The 15,541-nt window shown below is 69.9% G+C and carries 16 protein-coding genes, 2 pseudogenes and 1 other annotated feature; of the genes and pseudogenes, 3 read left to right on the plus strand and 15 right to left on the minus strand.

The window, feature by feature from the left end:
* The first annotated feature begins 675 nt into the window (after positions 1-675).
* Positions 676-1,674 (plus strand): IS481 family transposase, encoded by a 999-nt coding sequence (locus KZX60_RS10490; protein WP_248118222.1) that lies wholly within the window; start codon positions 676-678, stop codon positions 1,672-1,674.
* A gap of 47 nt (positions 1,675-1,721) precedes the next feature.
* Positions 1,722-2,617 (plus strand): annotated as a pseudogene (locus KZX60_RS10495) (IS5 family transposase).
* Between the two features lie 243 nt (positions 2,618-2,860).
* On the opposite strand, the gene KZX60_RS10500 reads toward KZX60_RS10495, so the two are convergent.
* The 5 genes from KZX60_RS10500 to KZX60_RS10515 form a co-directional block, all read right to left on the minus strand.
* Positions 2,861-3,769: a HEPN domain-containing protein gene (locus KZX60_RS10500; protein WP_248118224.1), complete on the minus strand. Its 909-nt coding sequence runs from the start codon at positions 3,767-3,769 to the stop codon at positions 2,861-2,863.
* Between the two features lie 99 nt (positions 3,770-3,868).
* On the minus strand, positions 3,869-4,069 hold the full coding sequence (locus KZX60_RS10505) for an IS3 family transposase (protein WP_248118226.1): 201 nt from the start codon (positions 4,067-4,069) through the stop codon (positions 3,869-3,871).
* Positions 4,030-4,650, minus strand: a complete 621-nt coding sequence (locus tag KZX60_RS10510) for an IS3 family transposase (RefSeq protein ID WP_248118228.1) — start codon at positions 4,648-4,650, stop codon at positions 4,030-4,032. Before KZX60_RS10510 ends, KZX60_RS10505 begins: the two co-directional genes overlap by 40 nt.
* Positions 4,588-4,689, minus strand: a sequence feature (AL1L pseudoknot). It overlaps the preceding gene by 63 nt.
* Positions 4,647-4,778 carry a hypothetical protein gene (locus tag KZX60_RS12025; protein ID WP_282442810.1) on the minus strand — a complete coding sequence of 44 codons (132 nt, stop codon included), beginning with the start codon at positions 4,776-4,778 and terminating at the stop codon, positions 4,647-4,649. (Overlaps the previous feature by 43 nt.) The genes KZX60_RS10510 and KZX60_RS12025 overlap by 4 nt, the downstream gene beginning before the upstream one ends.
* A gap of 36 nt (positions 4,779-4,814) precedes the next feature.
* Complete coding sequence (locus tag KZX60_RS10515) at positions 4,815-4,967, minus strand: transposase (protein ID WP_248118230.1); 153 nt, start codon at positions 4,965-4,967, stop codon at positions 4,815-4,817.
* Between the two features lie 267 nt (positions 4,968-5,234).
* Between KZX60_RS10515 and KZX60_RS10520 the strand changes: the two are divergent.
* Positions 5,235-5,739: pseudogene (locus KZX60_RS10520) on the plus strand (transposase); the annotation flags it as partial.
* Here the strand turns inward: KZX60_RS10520 and KZX60_RS10525 are convergent.
* The 10 genes from KZX60_RS10525 to KZX60_RS10570 all read right to left on the minus strand — a co-directional run bounded on the left by KZX60_RS10525 (position 5,736) and on the right by KZX60_RS10570 (position 15,539).
* Entirely contained in the window at positions 5,736-6,008 is a 273-nt protein-coding gene (locus KZX60_RS10525; protein ID WP_123244365.1) for a hypothetical protein, read from the minus strand. The pseudogene KZX60_RS10520 and the gene KZX60_RS10525 sit on opposite strands and share 4 nt — an antisense overlap.
* Positions 6,005-6,718: a DUF4145 domain-containing protein gene (locus KZX60_RS10530; protein ID WP_248118232.1), complete on the minus strand. Its 714-nt coding sequence runs from the start codon at positions 6,716-6,718 to the stop codon at positions 6,005-6,007. The genes KZX60_RS10525 and KZX60_RS10530 overlap by 4 nt, the downstream gene beginning before the upstream one ends.
* A gap of 9 nt (positions 6,719-6,727) precedes the next feature.
* A complete protein-coding gene (locus tag KZX60_RS10535) occupies positions 6,728-7,183 on the minus strand; it encodes a hypothetical protein (protein ID WP_248118234.1) in 456 nt (151 codons plus the stop codon).
* On the minus strand, positions 7,180-7,959 hold the full coding sequence (locus tag KZX60_RS10540; RefSeq protein ID WP_031943847.1) for a hypothetical protein: 780 nt from the start codon (positions 7,957-7,959) through the stop codon (positions 7,180-7,182). Before KZX60_RS10540 ends, KZX60_RS10535 begins: the two co-directional genes overlap by 4 nt.
* Entirely contained in the window at positions 7,952-9,721 is a 1,770-nt protein-coding gene (locus KZX60_RS10545) for a hypothetical protein (protein ID WP_031943848.1), read from the minus strand. Before KZX60_RS10545 ends, KZX60_RS10540 begins: the two co-directional genes overlap by 8 nt.
* Before the next feature lie 45 nt (positions 9,722-9,766).
* Positions 9,767-9,970, minus strand: coding sequence for a hypothetical protein (locus KZX60_RS10550; protein ID WP_127434972.1), 204 nt, complete (start codon positions 9,968-9,970; stop codon positions 9,767-9,769).
* Entirely contained in the window at positions 9,960-10,808 is an 849-nt protein-coding gene (locus tag KZX60_RS10555; protein ID WP_248118236.1) for a glutaredoxin family protein, read from the minus strand. The genes KZX60_RS10550 and KZX60_RS10555 overlap by 11 nt, the downstream gene beginning before the upstream one ends.
* Before the next feature lie 94 nt (positions 10,809-10,902).
* Positions 10,903-11,457 (minus strand): hypothetical protein, encoded by a 555-nt coding sequence (locus tag KZX60_RS10560; RefSeq protein ID WP_248118238.1) that lies wholly within the window; start codon positions 11,455-11,457, stop codon positions 10,903-10,905.
* Positions 11,458-11,461: 4 nt separating this feature from the next.
* Positions 11,462-12,097, minus strand: coding sequence for an A24 family peptidase (locus KZX60_RS10565; RefSeq protein ID WP_143741627.1), 636 nt, complete (start codon positions 12,095-12,097; stop codon positions 11,462-11,464).
* Positions 12,078-15,539, minus strand: a complete 3,462-nt coding sequence (locus tag KZX60_RS10570; protein WP_248118240.1) for a hypothetical protein — start codon at positions 15,537-15,539, stop codon at positions 12,078-12,080. Before KZX60_RS10570 ends, KZX60_RS10565 begins: the two co-directional genes overlap by 20 nt.
* Between the last annotated feature and the right edge of the window lie 2 nt (positions 15,540-15,541).

A 15,541-nucleotide genomic window follows, 5' to 3' on the forward strand; every position in this document is an offset into this window, starting at 1 on the left:
CGACTCGTACAAGTCCACCGCCCGCTGCCGGAACCCGTCCGTGTAGTTCTTCCTAGCCATCCCTTGGATTCTCGCTTCCCCATCATCGTGCTGGAATCAGCGTGTCCAAGATCAGGGGTCAAGCGCCGACCGCGAAGCAACACGCCGGGGCCAGCCATCAGCACATGTACCGTGGCATCTTGAACCGCGAGTTCAATTCCGGCTACTGGGCCGTCACGGGTTGCGAGCCCGTGGCGGCTCAGTGCTGTTTCGCTGCCAGAAAGCTTGAATCGAGATTCAGGCTTCGTGACACGAGAAACACTACATGCAGGATGTGAGGACAGACCCCTTCCCTACATGTAGTAGTCACACCTATGTAGTTGTCTGTCCACAGCCACTCAACGCATTACCCACAAGAGGATGCATTAGGAACTGGTGTGTTCACGCGCGATACGCGAGAGACCTGGGCGGCTGTCCACAACTAGGGGAGACCTGAAGAGGTGGTTTCCCCAATGCTGGTGTGAAATTCCCCCTGTCGCACAGCGGCGTGTCTGAACCCGCCAGACCACAACATCTAGGTGTGATGTCCAGGGACGTTGTTTCGGCGACACGGCCGTGAGGAGCTGAGAGGCGAGGGCCTCTGGTTGTGAAGTGGAGCTGTTGAGTTCAACCGCTTCACAAGACCTGGAGGCCCTCGTGTCCCACGCTAACGCTGCCCTGACCCCACGCGCACGACTCCGCCTGGCGCGCCTGATCGTCGAGGATCACTGGCCGCCATCAGTCGCGGCGAAGATGTTCATGGTCTCGCCTGTCACCGCCCGGAAATGGGCGGCGAGGTTCCGTGCCGAGGGCTCGGCAGGGATGGTCGATCGTTCGAGTCGGCCGCGGTCGATGCCGACGAAGACGCCGCTGCCGGTGGTCAAGCGGATCGTGAAGCGGCGGTGGCGGAGTCGCCTGGGACCGGTCCAGATCGCTGGCGAACTCGGCCTGCCCGCCTCGACCGTCCACGCGGTGCTGGTTCGATGCCGGATCAGCAGACTCAGCCATATCGACCGGGTCGACGGTGAGCCGATCCGCCGGTACGAACATAACTATCCCGGCTCGCTGATCCACGTCGATGTCACGAAGTTCGGCAACATCCCCGACGGCGGTGGTTGGCGCTTCGTCGGCCGCGTCCAGGGCGAACGTAACCGGGAGGCCACTGCCACCCGCCTGCGGAGCCGGAACAACCGCTACGAGCCTCGCCTGGGCACCGCGTTCGTCCACACCGTCATCGATGATCACTCCCGCGTCGCTTACGCCGAGATCTGCTCGGACGAGAAAGCCGCAACAGCGATCGAGGTCCTGCGCCGCGCCGTGACCTGGTTCGCAGCCCGCGGTGTCAGCGTCGAACGCGTCCTCTCAGACAACGGCTCGGCCTACAAGTCATACGCCTGGCGCGACGCCTGCGCAGAACTTGGGATCACGGCGAAGAAGACCCGCCCCTACCGACCACAAACGAACGGGAAGATTGAGCGCTTCCACCGCACGCTCGCCGACGGCTGGGCATACGCCCGCTTCTACGGATCCGAATCCGAACGCCGATCCGCGTTACCCGGCTGGCTCCACTTCTACAATCATCACAGGCACCACTCCGCGATCGGAGCCCCACCCATCAGCAGAATCGACAACAACCTGCCTGGACATCACATCTAGGGCGTGTCTGAGAATGAATCCAGGGGCCGGATGACACCCTGGAGGACGTGTCTCGTTTCCAGATGCTCTCCGATGCCCAGTGGGAGCTGATCGCCCCGATGCTCCCAGCCAGGACGGGCCGACAGGGGCGGCCGTTCGCCGATGCCCGCACGATGGTGGAGGCGATCATCTACCGGTACCGGTGCGGGATCCCCTGGCGGGATCTGCCCGAGGTCTACGGGCCCTGGCAGAGAAGTGTGGACCTGGCATCGGCGCCTGGCCGCCGAGGGCACCTGGGACACGGTGCTGGCAAAGCTGACCGCCGCAGCGGACGCGGAAGGCCTCATTGACTGGTCGGTCTCGGTGGACTCCACGATCGCCCGCGCGCATCAGCACGCGACGAACATCACCCGGCTCACAGGGGGCTGGATCGAATTACACGAATCTGCAGGATGAGCCTGCCGATCATGGCATCGGGCGCTCTCGGGGTGGGTTGAGCACGAAGATCCATCAGCTCGTGGACGGGGCGGGGCTGCCGTTGGTCAGCCTGATCACTCCAGGCCAGGCAGGGGACTCCCCGATGATGCTTCCTCTACTGGAAGAGCTGCGCGTGGCCCGGCCGGTGGGACGGCCTCGAACCCGCCCCGAGGCGGTACTGGACGACAAGGCCTACTCCTCCCGGGCGATCCGCACCCATCTGCGTGCCCGCCAGATCAAGGCGGTCATCCCTGAGCCGGCGGACCAGCAGGGCCACCGCAGACGCCGCGGCACCCGCGGCGGCCGACCCGTTGGCCTCGACGCGGCCGCCTATAAGGGCCGCAATGTGATCGAGCGCCACTACGCCCACCTCAAGCAGTGGCGAGGCCTGGCGACCCGGTACGACAAGTACGCGATCGTCTACCGGGCTGCCGTGATCCTGAACGCGGTGATCGCGTGGTCCAAACTATTGTCAGACACGCCCTAGACGCATGGAGGTCCAGATCACGTCCCTGCAGCCATCCCAAGCTTCTAACGCGACTTCGACTGAGGCGCAGGCCCGCCCAGTAAAAAACTGAACTCGATTGATGTGCACCGGCCGTACGCTTTCACTGCATATCAGACGCCAAAGACCCTGTTCTGGCAACAGATCAATAGAATCAGCGCCGAGACCACCGCTCACGCTGGCTCTGCCTAGGTAGCGCATTTGGTACTGGTCAAGCAACCCCCTCTATGCAAGCAGCTCAGCCTCCAGGTCTTCAGCACTCGGCAGCTCTCCCCTGTCAACAATCGCTTGGGCCGTGGAATGAAGAATCGACCAGCAGGCTGACCACGCCTGCCGATTCGCATCGGTCGGCTCAGAGAGGTCGTGACCATGTGCAACTTTCGATCTAACCTTGTAGGCGTCCTTGGCCTGCTTGAAGCGACGCACCCGGTCCGTCGAGTCCAATTGCGCAAGGTAGAGCGCGAGCCGAAAAGAGAGCTCGGCATGAATGGTCGGGAAGAGCGCTTCCAAACCAGTCCACATCTGCAAGATCCCCTGTCCGAGGTTGGCGATCTCAGGCGCGGTCAGGGCAGCGTCTTCGAGCACACGAAGTCGTGGGGTCTCTGCTAGCAGGCCGACCCAGACTTCCGCGGCCCGAGCCGCCGCAGAGAGAGTAGCAAAGTCTACTGATCGCTTCGCGTCATCAGGCGAAATTACGACCCTGCCACCGCGAACGCCGGCCAACCACACCGTTTCCTTTCCGGAAGCCAGAGCGCTGGCGCGCGCATGGCGCGGGTCGGTCTGATCGTCAGCGGACCGCTTGATTTCAGAAAAGTCATTGATCGAGTGGGTGGAGATCGTCGGGGTAGACATGGGCGCGACGTAGTTGGCCGCGAGAAACAGTCGTAGCGCCCGCACAAGACGAACTGCTTCAGATACGCCGTTGGCCTCGACAGCAAATTCCAGATTCACTTCCCTCGCCGCCAGATCAGCAAACTGGTATGGGACCTTCAAATTGTGTTCTATTGAAAGTAAAGCCCAGTCCCAGATGCCGACCCCCCATCTGCGCGGCACGAGCCGGAAGGGGCCGGCCTCGACCGAGGCCGAGACCTGGTCAGGAACTAGCCCCTGGGCCATGAAGTAGTAGGTGGACACTATGCAACTCTCCCCTATCGTCCGGGCGACGATCCACTGCGAAGTCAACATTGCTGCCAACTCCGCGAACGGGTCTGCCCTGAGTTTGGTTGACACGGGTTAGCAGGCGGCGGCAGCCGCCTGGACTGATTGAACCATCTCGAACTCGGCGGGGGTGAGCCTCACGAGACGGGCCTGCCTGCGACGGCCGTGATAGGTCCGCTCGATCCAGCTCACGATCGCGAGCCGGAGCTGGGCGAAGGAGTCCCAGCGACGCCGGTTCAGCACGTTCTTCTGCAACAGCGCGAAGAAGGACTCCATCGCCGCCGTGTCCCCTCGGGCACGTCACTGATCTTCCTCGCCCAGTCCTTGTTGGCCATCGCCCATACCTCCAGTGATTCTGGGGGTGTTGCGACGACCGATTGAATCCACCCGTCGGTGATGAAAGCGACGTAGCAGAACCCCGAGATCGTGCGCACGTAGGTGATGTCTGCGACCCAGAGCCGGTGTGGGCGCTCGGCAGTGAAGCGGCGCTCGACGAGGTCAGGACGAGCATCCGGCTCACCTGCCGGCCTCGTGGTGATCGGCTTACGGCCGCGCCGAACCCCTTCCACGCCGGCGAGCTTCATCAGGCGGGCGACCTGGTCCCGGCCGATCTCCCACCCGACGCGGGCCATCGCGTGGTGCATCTTCCGGACGCCGTAGACGCTGTAGTTCTCGGCGTGGATCCGGCGGAGTTCCTCCACGAGGATCTCGTCCCGCAGCGTTCTCGAAGACCTGGGGCGTGTCTTCGCGGCACGGTAGGCCCGGGAGGTGATGAACCCACACTCTGTCGCACGCAGGGTGCGGCAGATGGCCTCGACCCCGAACTGATCGCGGTGTTCGTCGATGAACGCGATCATCTCGTCGTGGGGCGGTCGAGTTCCGCTGCGAAAAAAGCCGAGGCCTTGCGCAGGATCTCGTTCGCGCGGCGCAGCTCGAGGTTCTCCCGGCGCAGCCGGCGCATCTCTTCAAACTCGTCAGTGCTCACACCGGGGGTCTCGCCTCGGTCGACACGGCTTTGCTTCTACCAGTTCCGCAGGGTGTGGGGTGAGATCCCGCCGAGGGCTTCGCCCACGGCCGCGCAGGCGGCCCAACCGGAGCACTGCTCGGCGCGGATGCGCTCCTCGATGAGCTGCAAGGCCTTCGCCTTGAACTCGGGGCTGTACTTCTGGGGCATGGTCCGATCCTCCTTGAGGAAGTAGGTTGGAACGAAACCCAGGGCGCTTCAGTGTGGGCCCGATGCCGGCGCATGACCGCCGAGGGCACCTGGGACATGGTCTTGGTCAAGCACCCCGCGGCCGCTGACTCCCAGGCGCTGGAGGACCGGTCTGTTTGAAATGGACTCCACGACCGCCCGCACCCACCAGCACGCCACGAACACCAGGCGCCACACTTCGGGGCTGGATCGAGCTACACGAATCCGCTGGATGAGCCCGCCGACCATGGGATCGGCCGCTCCCGGGGCGGGCTGAGCACGACAATCCACCAGCCCGTCGACGGGCCCGGGCCGCCACTGGCCAGCCTGACCACCCCTGGCCAGGTGAGGGGATTCCCCGATGCTGCTGCCCCTGCTGGGCCAGCTGCGCGGGGGCCGGCCGACGGGCCGGACCCGGACCCGCCCGGAGGCGGTTTTCGGGGGGGGGGGGGGACAAGGCGTACTCCTCCCGCCCGATCCGCGCCCACCTTCGCGCCCGAGGGATCAAGGCCGTCATCCCCGAGCCGGCGGACCAGCCAAGGCCACCGCCGGCGTCGTGGTTCCAGCGGCGGCCGCCCCGTCGGCCTCGACGCGGAGACCTACAAGGGGCGCAACGTGATCGAGCCCAGTACGCCCACCTGAAGCACTGACGGGGCCTGGCCACCCCGTACGCCAAGTACGGGTCGTCTACCGTGCCGCCGTGGTGTTGAACGCGGTCCTGACATGGTCGAAGCGATTGTCAGACGCGCCCTAGCCGTGCGTGCGCCCGTAGGGGGCGCGCCAGGCCGATTCTTCTGCCCGAATGCGGGTGACCCACCCAGCGGGCACCCATGCCTGCAACCGTTCGGTGCTGGGCGGCTCCTCCCAGGCGATCAGCACATGGGTGCTCGACCAGCGGGCAGCCATCGCATCGACCCGTCCCCGGTCGGGGAGCATGACCCGCACGTAGGGGGCGTCCTGGTAGAGCGCGGAGTGGACCTCCTCGGGGCTGCGGAAGGCCGGCGGCTCGTAGACCGGGATCACGATGCCGCGCGCGGGCCGCGGGCGGCGTCGTGGCGAGCCTTGCGGGCCGCGCGCATGCTGGCCTTCTGGGCCGGCTGCTCGTAGAGGACGAAGGCGGCCTCCCAGAGCAGCTCGGCGACGTCGGCGATCTCCTCGGCGGCGTACTGCACGCCGGCATGGATGCTGTCGTTGCCCACGACGCGGGACTCGTGCAGGTCCTCCAGCACCTCGGCGTCCAGCCGCGGGGTCAGGCTGTTGATCTTGGCCTTGAGGTCCCGGCCGGTGCCGCCCTGGTCCTTGACCATCTCCTCGGTAGCCGCCCGGTAGAGCACGCCAGCGGCGCGCAGAGCTCCCGCGCTCTCACACAGGCTGGCCTCCCGGTAGAGCGAGCGCATCTTCTCCGGCGCCTCCTCGGGCAGGTGGCGGACCGCGGCGAGCGGGTAGACCAGCGTGCGGGAGAGCCGGCGTGGCTCCGTGCCTTCATCCCACTGGTGCTCGGACCATGTGTCCATGACGGTGACGGGCTGCTCGCAGTGGTGGCACTGCATCACCACGATCTCTCGCGCCCCCGAAGTCGGCGGCGGAGAGTCGTTCGTCGGCGAGGGCCGGTACGGCTCCTCGTCGAGATGCGCGTACCTCGGGTAGATCTCGATACGGGACTCAGGGTCCATGGCCGCGTAGGCCTGGCAGTGCGGGCAGACGCCGGCCATGTTCTCGAAGAGGTACTCCATGGCCGCAGTTTAGGAGCGGGTCTGCGTGCCCTTCTCGCGCTGGGCCACACGGGCGCTGCGCAGGGCCCGGGGTCGCGGGGAGGTCTCGTGCTTGAAGGCCAAGTAGTCGACGACGTCGGCCTCGCACCAGAGCCGGCCGCGGGTGACCGGCTCGGGGAACTGGCGGTCGCGCTGGCGCAGGGAGCGGGCCGAGCGCTCTCCCACGCCCAGCAGCTCATTGACGCGGGCCTCGGCGACCAGGCCGATCACACGGGGGTCCAGGCCGGCATCGTGGAGCTGCTCGGCCGCAGCCGCCACGCGGTGGCGCACGGCGGTGGTGGCCGCCTCGTAGGAGTTGGCCCCGGCCGCGCGGGCGAGGATGTCCAGCAGTGCTGCGGGGGGCCGGTAGGGGCCCTGGTGTGCGTGGGGGTCCAGGGCCTCGTCCCACCGGCGTGCCGGCGGGGCCGGCTTCTCGTGCTGATTCATCCCCATCGGGTGCGTCCTCCTCGTCGTCCCCACCGGCGGGCGCCGGCCTCATCCTGGGCCACGCGTTCCTCCTTGGAGCGCACGGCGTTGAAGCTGGTCACGGACAGTCCCACCAGCTGGCCCTGCGTGACGGCGTCGCGGGCGTAGCGGTCGCCCATCTGGGAGGCGATCCATCCGCCCATGTCCCCGCCGTTGCGGTCGCGCACGTCGGAGACGACGTCGGCGGCCAGGTAGCCGCCCTTGGAGCCGACGTCGAAGGTGCGGGTGCGGCCGCCGCCGATGTCCACGGTGGCGCGGATGTGCACGCGCTTGTCCTGGTGGCGGGCGCCGCGGGCGACGTTGACGATGGACATGCGGGCCGCGTGCAGGCCGGCCCCGCGCTCGGGCGATCCGACGGTCTTGGGCAGCTGGATCCGCACGATGCGGTTGCCGTCGGGCAGGTGGGTGGTCGTGGTGGAGTGGCGGGTCAGGGAGGGCCCGCGCCGGGTGTCCTTGGGGACCACGGTGGGCTTCTTGGCACCTCGCTTGGCTCGCACGGGCACGATCTTGCCGGCCGCGTTGCGCCGGCGCCGGGGTGCCTTGGAGACGGCGCCGGTCTCGTGTAGCTCGGTCAGCGCGTCCCGGTAGGACTCGCCCGAGGTCTCCCCGCGGGCGATCTTCTGCATCATGCGCGGGGAGCGGTTCATGGCCGCACCGAGTTCGGCCCAGGTGAGTCCGTAGGCCGAGCGCACCCGGGTGACGAGCTCGGCGGGGCTCAGCTGTGCCGGGTCACTCACCGTCGGCCTCCTGCTCGTCGTCGCCGGGCAGGTAGTCCGTCCCGTCGACGGGGGCGGCCTGCATCTCGTATTCGGAGTAGGCGGCGTCCACGCCCAGGCGCGCGGCCTTGGCGCGCAGCCTGTTGCGGGCGGTCTCGTCGGCGGGAATCTTCAGCGGTCCGGGGACGTAGCCCTGGAGGCGCATGCGTCCCACCCGGCCGTCATCGCCGCCGCCACGCTCCTCGGTCAGGGACCAGGAGGGGACCTCGGTGGTGTAGATCGCGTCGCCGCGCACGCCCAGCAGGGTGTGGGCCGGCACGTGCAGGGCCCCGCCCTGGAGGCCACCGGCCATGGGTCCGGAGAGCATGCGCGCCCGGGCCCGGCCCCAGACCTGCACGGCGAACTCGGGGTGGTAGTAGCGCTGAGCCTGGCCGTCGAAGCGCGGCTTGGTGGTCCAGATGAAGGCCTTGCCGTGCTGCTTGACGTCGGGGGCATTGGCCGGGACCTCCTTGGGGTCGAAGGTGATGTGGGTCTGCACGCGCCCGCGGGCCGCAAAGTTGCCGATCGTGTTGATCAGGATCGAGCGCAGTGCCGCGGAGACGGCGGTCTTGATGATCTCGTCCATCAACGGGTCGCCGGCGACGGCGGCGCGAGCCTTGACCAGGTTGTCCTTCCAGGTGTCCAGCGGGCGTGCACGCACGCGCCGGTCGCGGTCGCGGGCGCCGGGGACATCGGTGGTGAACGCGACGGACTCGATCGGGTCCAGCTGCCAGCCGTGGCGGGCGGCGACGAAGAACTCGGCGGCGTCGATCCAGGCGCTCCCGGTGGCGCCGGGGCGGTTGGGCCAGTACCAGCCCTCGGAAGCCTTCTCGTGCTGGACGCCGATCAGGCCGATGTGGTCCCAGGTGTCGGGGACCTTGAACTGCACGTGCACGCGAGCGCGGGCGTAGGGGTTCTCCCGGAGCATGTCCGCGGTGTCGTCGCGGCGCAGCCGGTAGCCGGGGCCGATGCCCAGCTCACTGCACATGGCTCCGTACATGAAGCGGCCGTCGACGTAGGCGAAGCCGTCGATCTTGGGGGTCTTCGCCGGGTCGTGCAGGGGGATGCAGTCCGGGTGAGTGTCCGAGGAGGATCCGGCCACGAGGTGCTCGACGTGGTGCTGGCCGGAGGTGCGGTGCAGCTCCTCGGCGATGTCCTCGGTCAGCGGGTACGGCTCGAGGTTCTTCGGCAGGGTCAGGGCCCAGAGGTTGGCGCCGGTGGCGGTGGGGCTGTCCATGAGCTTGGCTCCGCGGAAGTGCGCACCGATGATGCCTTCGGTGGCCTGCCAGGCCAGGCGGGCCTGCTCCGGGCTCAGCGGGGCGTCGCCGAACCACCCGGAGACGAACTGCACCAGCATGCGCTTGCCGGTCTGGCGGTGCTCGAAACGGCCGGTGGCCGGGGAGCCGAGGTTGTGTCCTCCGTCGATCCAGCCGGGAGTCTGCACCAGCAGCCAGTGGCGCTTGCCCGGCGTGGCCACCGGGGTCTTGCCCGTGAAGAAGATCCGGTCCACACCGACGGCGGCCGCAGTGTCGAGCATGTCGGTGAGGTTCGGGTTCTTCCGACGCGGGCCGATCTTCGGCGGCACCGCCTGCCCGTTGTCCAACACGCCCCGGCCCGTGGTGTAGTCCGCCCACAGGTTCTTGCGGGCGGCGAGGTTGCGGTAGGCCACGGGGCGGAACGTGGTGGGGGTGTTGTCGCGCAGGCCAGCGCGCCCTCCGGGACGCTCGCGGTTGGAGTAGGCCATGGGGACCTCCGGTCGATCTGACAGTTAGGGCAACCCTACATTGCGCTAAGCCTCCTCGGTAGGGAGCAGGTCCAGCGCGTCGAGCTGGCCGGGCAGCACCGCGGGCGGGGACGTGTCGTGGAGATCGTCGGTGCCGGCCTCCGGGGTCGGTTGGCCGGCGTGGGCCAGCAGGGCGAGCTCGGCGGCCAGGGTGTGGGCGCCGCAGTGGCGGCTGCGGTGGCGGGCCAGGCGGCGACGGTCACCTGGCATGGGCCATCTCCGTCTCCAGGGAGATGCGCCAGAGCGAGGTGTGCACCACGGTGGAGCCGGCGGCCATGGTCTGGCCCAGGTGGTGGGCGATGCCGTGGCAGGAGACGGACAGGTGGATGCCGACGGAGCGGCCCAGGCGGTGGATGCCCAGCAGGAGGTTCTCGGCGACGTCGGCCTCGTGTTCCCCGGCCGGGGCGAGGTCGGCCCAGCGCTGGCGCAGATGGGCGTAGTCGTCCAGGACGAGCACGATGGGCTGGAAGGGCTCGGGGCGCTCCTTGGCGAGGGAGGCGACCTCCACCAGGTGGTAGCGCTCGCGCATCAGCTCGCTGGCGGCACGGATGCGCTCGAGCTGGTCGCTGACGTCGGCGGTGACCACCTGCGCGTACCGATGGTCCTCGACCTTGTCCAGCTCCCCGGGCAGGCCCAGGCCCCAGGCCTGCCAGCCCACGGAGACCGCGGTCTCCATGATCCCGCGCTGGATCACGCTCTTGCCGCTGTCGCGGTCGCCGATGATCAGCAGGTGACCCTGGTGGGGGTCCCAGAGCACGTGCTCTCCGGCCTCGACGGGGCCCAGGTCGATCGTGGCCTGCATGTCGGCGGCCGGCGCGGCCTCTGGGGCCGGGGAGGCGTAGCGGTCGGGGAGGTAGCCGTGCCAGTGCTCCCCGGTGGCCTCGTCCACGGTGACCGGCGCGCTGGAGTAGCCCATCTTGCGCAGCTTCTCGACGGCCGCGGGGTCCTGGGAGACGTCGACGAGGGTGTGCGGGATCTTGTGGGCGCGCAGGTGGGCCTTCACGGTCATGCAGGGGCCGCAGCCGGGGCTGGTGTAGATCGTGTACATGGGTGCTCCTCGGTCGGAGATGGTCGGGGCCGTGGCCGGCCCTCACTTCCCATAAGGCCGGCATCCGGCGCTGATGTCCCTCCCCGTTCCGGGGTCAGCTTTCATGCGCCGGGTGCAGCAGCAGCGCGTCGGCGGGGATCGTCGAGGTGTGCTCGAGGTGCCCGACCTCGAGGCCGGCGGCCAGCAGGGCCTGGACCGCGGGGTGGTCCTCGGCCAGGTCCTGGAGGAGGACCAGGGGGACGTGTCGCGGAGATGCGGCCGGCGCCGCTTCCTCGGCCGGCGCGGCCGGCAGCGGCGGCTCCGTCGCACTATCCGCAGTGAGGGTGCCTTCTGGCTCGGCTTCTGGCGTGGGTTGTGGTGTGGGGTCCAGGCCGGCCTTCCGTTGCAGGCGGGCGAGGTCGGCGTGGCGGGCCGGGGGCAGCTTGGCGGTCTCGAGCAGCTCGAGGGCGCGGGTGAGTCCGGTGTGGTCGCCGCTGGCGAGCCAGGTGGCCACGATCAGGCCCACGCGGCCGGCCTTGCCGGAGTCGTGGCCGGGGTCGCCGGGAACAGGGTGGGCCGCGGTGAGGTCGTCGAGCTGGGCGTGCTTGAGCCCGGCGGTGAGCAGGCCGGTCAGTGCACGGCGGTCGCGGGCGGAGAAGGTGCGGGGCACCTGGTCAGGATGCCAGGTAGCCCAGGACGGCGAGCAAGGCGAGCACGTGCCCGGCGACGAGGTACGGGGCCATGGGTACGCGGGTCTTGCGCTGGCCGCGCAGCAGGGCCGGGACCGCACCGAACAGGGCGGCGAGCACGTAGCTGGCCAGGATGGCCAGCACCCAGGCACCGGGGCCGTGGGCGCCGATGGCCAGGGCGGCCACGGTGACGAGCTTGACGTCGCCCATGCCGGTGCCGCCGATCAGGTGCATCACCATCAGCACGACGGCGGCGATCACGGTGACCACCAGCCCCTGGAGGGCCCAGGCGCCGTAGCCGGTGACCAGCAGCCCCACCGCGGCGCCGAGGTTGATGGCGCCCAGGGCGGCCACGGCCCAGTTCGGGATGAGCCGGTGGGCCCGGTCCACGCGCGCCATGTAGATGCCCAGGCAGGCCAGGGCGATCAGGGCGAGCGCGGCGTGGACCATGAGCACGGGCAGCCCGGCGACCGCGGCGCCAGCGATGCCCAGCAGGGCAGCCAGGGCCCCGCCGGGGCCGATCAGGGTGCGCACCGTCCGCGGCGGCACCGTGTAGGGCGCCGGCGCGGGGTCGGTGGCCGCGGGGGACGTGTCGTGGAGATCAGGCGACACGGTAGCCATGGGCCCGCAGCTCCTCGATCAGGGCGGTGGTCTCCACCTCGGGCTCGAGGTCCTCCTCGAAGGACTCCAGGTAGGAGTAGAGCTTCTCGATCAGGCGGGTGACCTCGGTGTGGTTGCCGGCGGCGGCCTCGGTGACCAGAGCGTCGCGCCAGGCGGCCTCGTTGGCGGGGTCGATGGCGCGGCCGACGCGGGCGGCCAGCTGGGCGTGCTCGCGGTGGCCGGCGGCCAGGGAGCGGGCCACGAGCTCGTGGGCGGCGTCGCAGATGGTCTGGACCATCTCCTGGACCAGGGTCTCGGTCCAGGCGACGTTGGAGGCCTTGGCGTGCTCGAAGGGCACTCCCCTCACCAGACGCATGGCGGCGACCAGGGCGGGGGTGGAGGCCTTCACGGGGTCATCGCCGATCAGGGACTGCACGACCTGCCAGTCGGTGAGCACGTCCTCGTGGACGCGGTAGCCCTCGCTGCCCACGGCGGGCAGGTAGGGGGCGCCGTCCGCGGCCTGGCCGAGCAGGCGGCGGGTCTGGCCGGTGAGCTTGTTGCGGTTGCTGGAGGCGGACTTGCCGTCGGAGCGCTGGGTGGGCCAGAACGCGGCGTGGACGGCCTCGGCGCTCGCGCCGGGGTGCAGGGCCAGGTAGGCGGCCAGGGCGACGCAGCGGGCGGTCTGGGTCGTCGAGACCTCGCCGGTGGCCGCGGTGACGGGGGCCTGGCCCTGGGCGCCGACGAGCTTGAGCTCGCCGAGCATCAGGATCATCGGGGCCTGGGTGGTGGCCTGCTCCAGCAGGTGTGCGGCGTCCAGGTCGATCTGCTTCTGCGGGTCGGTCGAGGCCAGCTGCTCGGGGGCGGCGTCCTTCTCGTCCTCGTCCTCGTCCTCCGCGGGGGACGTGTCGTGGAGATCGGTGGCCGCCTCCTGCTGCGCCGGCTCGGGCTCGGGCTCGGGCTCGGGCTCGGGCTCGGGCTCGGGGGCAGTCTCGGCGGGTCCCGCGGTCTCGGTGACTGCGACGACGGCCGGGGTCTGGTCCTGGGCCTCGGGGGTGATGTCCTCGGGCTCGGTCGGCACGGCGGTCGCCGCGGCCTGGTGCTGGCTCTCCTCGTCCTCGTCCTCGTCCTCGTCCATGGTGTCGTGCGGGGCGGGCGCAGGGGTCGGGGTGTGGCGGGCGGCCTGGGCGGCGAGCACGTCCTCCTTGTTCTCCTCGGCCGGATCGGTCTCGTCCTCGGCGGTCTCAGCGGCGGGGACCGCGGGCTCGGGGGTCAGGGGCAGGTCCTGGGTGTTCTCCTCCTCGTGGAGCATCTCCTCGAGATCGGCCACCGCGCTGAGGTGGGGGCGCTCGTCCAGGACGGTGTTGATGTCGATCGTGGCGGTCGTCCCACGGCCGGTGGAGCGGGGGTCCTCCAGGGCGGTGGCCAGCAGCTCCTTGATCCGCTCGCCCTCCTCGGGGGTGATCTTCTGCGGGCGCAGGTGCTGATTGACCGGGAGCAGGTCGGCGTGGTCCTCGTCCTCGAGGTTCAGGATCCAGTCGGAGGCCAGGGGGTTGGCGGTGGTGACCGCGGCGATGCCCAGCCGCGGGATGGCGCCGGCCAGGTCGGTGAGGCGACGAGCCTGGGCGGGGGTGGGCTCCAGGCCCAGCAGGACGATCTCGGGGCCGAAGGCCTCTTCCTGGTTGGCGGCGCGGGCCTGGTCGAGGGTGGCGGCGTCCTGCTCGTCGAGGGCGCGGCGGATGTCCTTGGCCTTGCCGTCGAGCTGGCCGATCAGCTGGTCCAGGTCGTCGATCTGGCGGACGCGGCCGTCGCTGACGACCTTGGCCAGGCCGTCGGCGACTCCGACGAGCGTGATGGTGACGTTCTCGGACCAGCTGGAGGTGGCCAGCTCCACGGCCATGGCATCGAGGACCTGGGTGGTCAGCTGGGGGTCGCCGTCGATGCCGAGGGTGCCCAGGCGTTCGAGGTCGAGCAGGACCTGGGAGCGAGTGTCGTCCTGGCCGACGGTGACCAGCGAGGGGTAGGGGGCGGCGGGCAGGTCGGGGTCGATGTCGATGGAGCCGGAGGCCAGCGTCCAGACGACGCCGTCGTCGGTCTCGGCCACGAAGGGCTCGGGCAGCTGCGCGGGGGCCATGAGGTAGAGGGCGATCTGCTCGGGCGAGACGCGCACGAGGAACAGCTCGGGCAGGTCCTGGCCGTTCTCGTGGGCCCAGCGGGCCAGCCAGCGCTGGACGACGTCGAGCTCCTCAGCCTGCTCGGGCTCGGCGACCACGCGCAGCTGGGTCTCCAGCTGCGCGGTCTGCTCCTCGGGCATGGGGACGGACTGGCCGGGCTGGCGGCGGCGGCGCTGGAGCTGGCGGCGCAGGCCGACGATGCCCAGCAGTCCGGCCGCGGCGAAGGCGCCGATGCCGCCGATGGTGGCCCATGCGGGGACCTCCTCCGGGGCAGCCTGCTCCTGGTGGGAGGACAGATCGGCGGGGGCCGGCGCGGTCTGCGTGAACGCGCCGCCGGGGACGGCGGAGGGGCCCTCCTGCTCGGCGGGGGCCGTGGAGGGTGCCGCAGACACGGCCTCGCCGGGCAGCGGGTGCTGCGCGTCCTGGGCCGGCGTGGAGTCCGAGGCGGCGCTCGGGGCGGCGGCCGCCTCGGGGGCCGGCGTGGCCGAGTCGTCGGCAGGGGCGGAGGGTTCGGCCGACGCCGATACGGAGGGGGCCGCAGGAGCGGGGGCGGGCTGGCTCGGCGCCGCCGGTGCGGGGGCCGGCTGGGCGTCCGTGCCGGTCTGCGCCGGGGCGGGTGCCTGCTGGGAGGGGGACGGTGTCGCGGAGGTGGAGCCGGCGCCGGTGGGGCCGTCGGGCAGCTCCACGGTCCAGCCGGTCATGATGAGGTCGGGATCGGTGAGGGTCTGGCCGTCGGCCTGGGGCGTGGAGCGCATCTGCTCGGCGAGCTCGCCCCACCGGCTGCCCTGGCCCAGCTCGTCCCGGGCGATGCCCCAGAGCGTGTCTCCCTCCTGCACGGTGTAGGTCCGCTCCCCCGCGGCGGCCGGGGTGTCCTGGGTGGTCTGGCCCTCCTGGGCCATGGCGACGGCGGCGGGAGCGGAGGCGGTGTCCTGTGGGGTCAGGGCGAAGGCGGGGCTGCCACCGCCGAGAGCGAGCACGGCGGCGATCAGCGCGCCGGCCAGGGCCTGCTGCGGGCGCAGCGCTCCGCCCAGGTTGGGGGTCTCGACGCGGCGGATGAGGCTGATCACCTCGACCACGAGCGAGTAGACGAAGGAGGCCCAGAAGCCCCACGCGATCAGGGGCAGCACGGTGCCCATCAGGAACGTGCCGCCGAAGTCGATGCCGGTCAGGGCCTGCTGGAGCTCGGCGGTGCTGGGGATGGGGTTGCTGACCAGCAGGATCAGGGCGGCGGGGATGCCGACCACCAGGGCGGTCAGGGCCAGCAGGGCCGCAAGGCCTTTGAGGGTGCGCATGG

The sequence above is a fragment of the Micrococcus sp. EYE_212 genome (assembly GCF_023147585.1).
Taxonomy (GTDB): domain Bacteria; phylum Actinomycetota; class Actinomycetes; order Actinomycetales; family Micrococcaceae; genus Micrococcus.

Excerpts from the sequence above, each read along its gene's own strand:
- KZX60_RS10505 (WP_248118226.1), bottom strand. The coding sequence starts at position 4,069 with ATGGAGTCCTTCTTCGCGCTGTTGCAGAAGAACGTGCTGAACCGGCGT.
- KZX60_RS10530 (WP_248118232.1), bottom strand. The coding sequence starts at position 6,718 with ATGGAGTACCTCTTCGAGAACATGGCCGGCGTCTGCCCGCACTGCCAG.
- KZX60_RS10510 (WP_248118228.1), bottom strand. The coding sequence starts at position 4,650 with ATGATCGCGTTCATCGACGAACACCGCGATCAGTTCGGGGTCGAGGCC.
- KZX60_RS10550 (WP_127434972.1), bottom strand. The coding sequence starts at position 9,970 with ATGCCAGGTGACCGTCGCCGCCTGGCCCGCCACCGCAGCCGCCACTGC.
- KZX60_RS10565 (WP_143741627.1), bottom strand. The coding sequence starts at position 12,097 with ATGGCTACCGTGTCGCCTGATCTCCACGACACGTCCCCCGCGGCCACC.
- KZX60_RS10515 (WP_248118230.1), bottom strand. The coding sequence starts at position 4,967 with ATGCCCCAGAAGTACAGCCCCGAGTTCAAGGCGAAGGCCTTGCAGCTC.
- KZX60_RS10545 (WP_031943848.1), bottom strand. The coding sequence starts at position 9,721 with ATGGCCTACTCCAACCGCGAGCGTCCCGGAGGGCGCGCTGGCCTGCGC.
- KZX60_RS10555 (WP_248118236.1), bottom strand. The coding sequence starts at position 10,808 with ATGTACACGATCTACACCAGCCCCGGCTGCGGCCCCTGCATGACCGTG.
- KZX60_RS10570 (WP_248118240.1), bottom strand. The coding sequence starts at position 15,539 with ATGCGCACCCTCAAAGGCCTTGCGGCCCTGCTGGCCCTGACCGCCCTG.
- KZX60_RS10535 (WP_248118234.1), bottom strand. The coding sequence starts at position 7,183 with ATGAATCAGCACGAGAAGCCGGCCCCGCCGGCACGCCGGTGGGACGAG.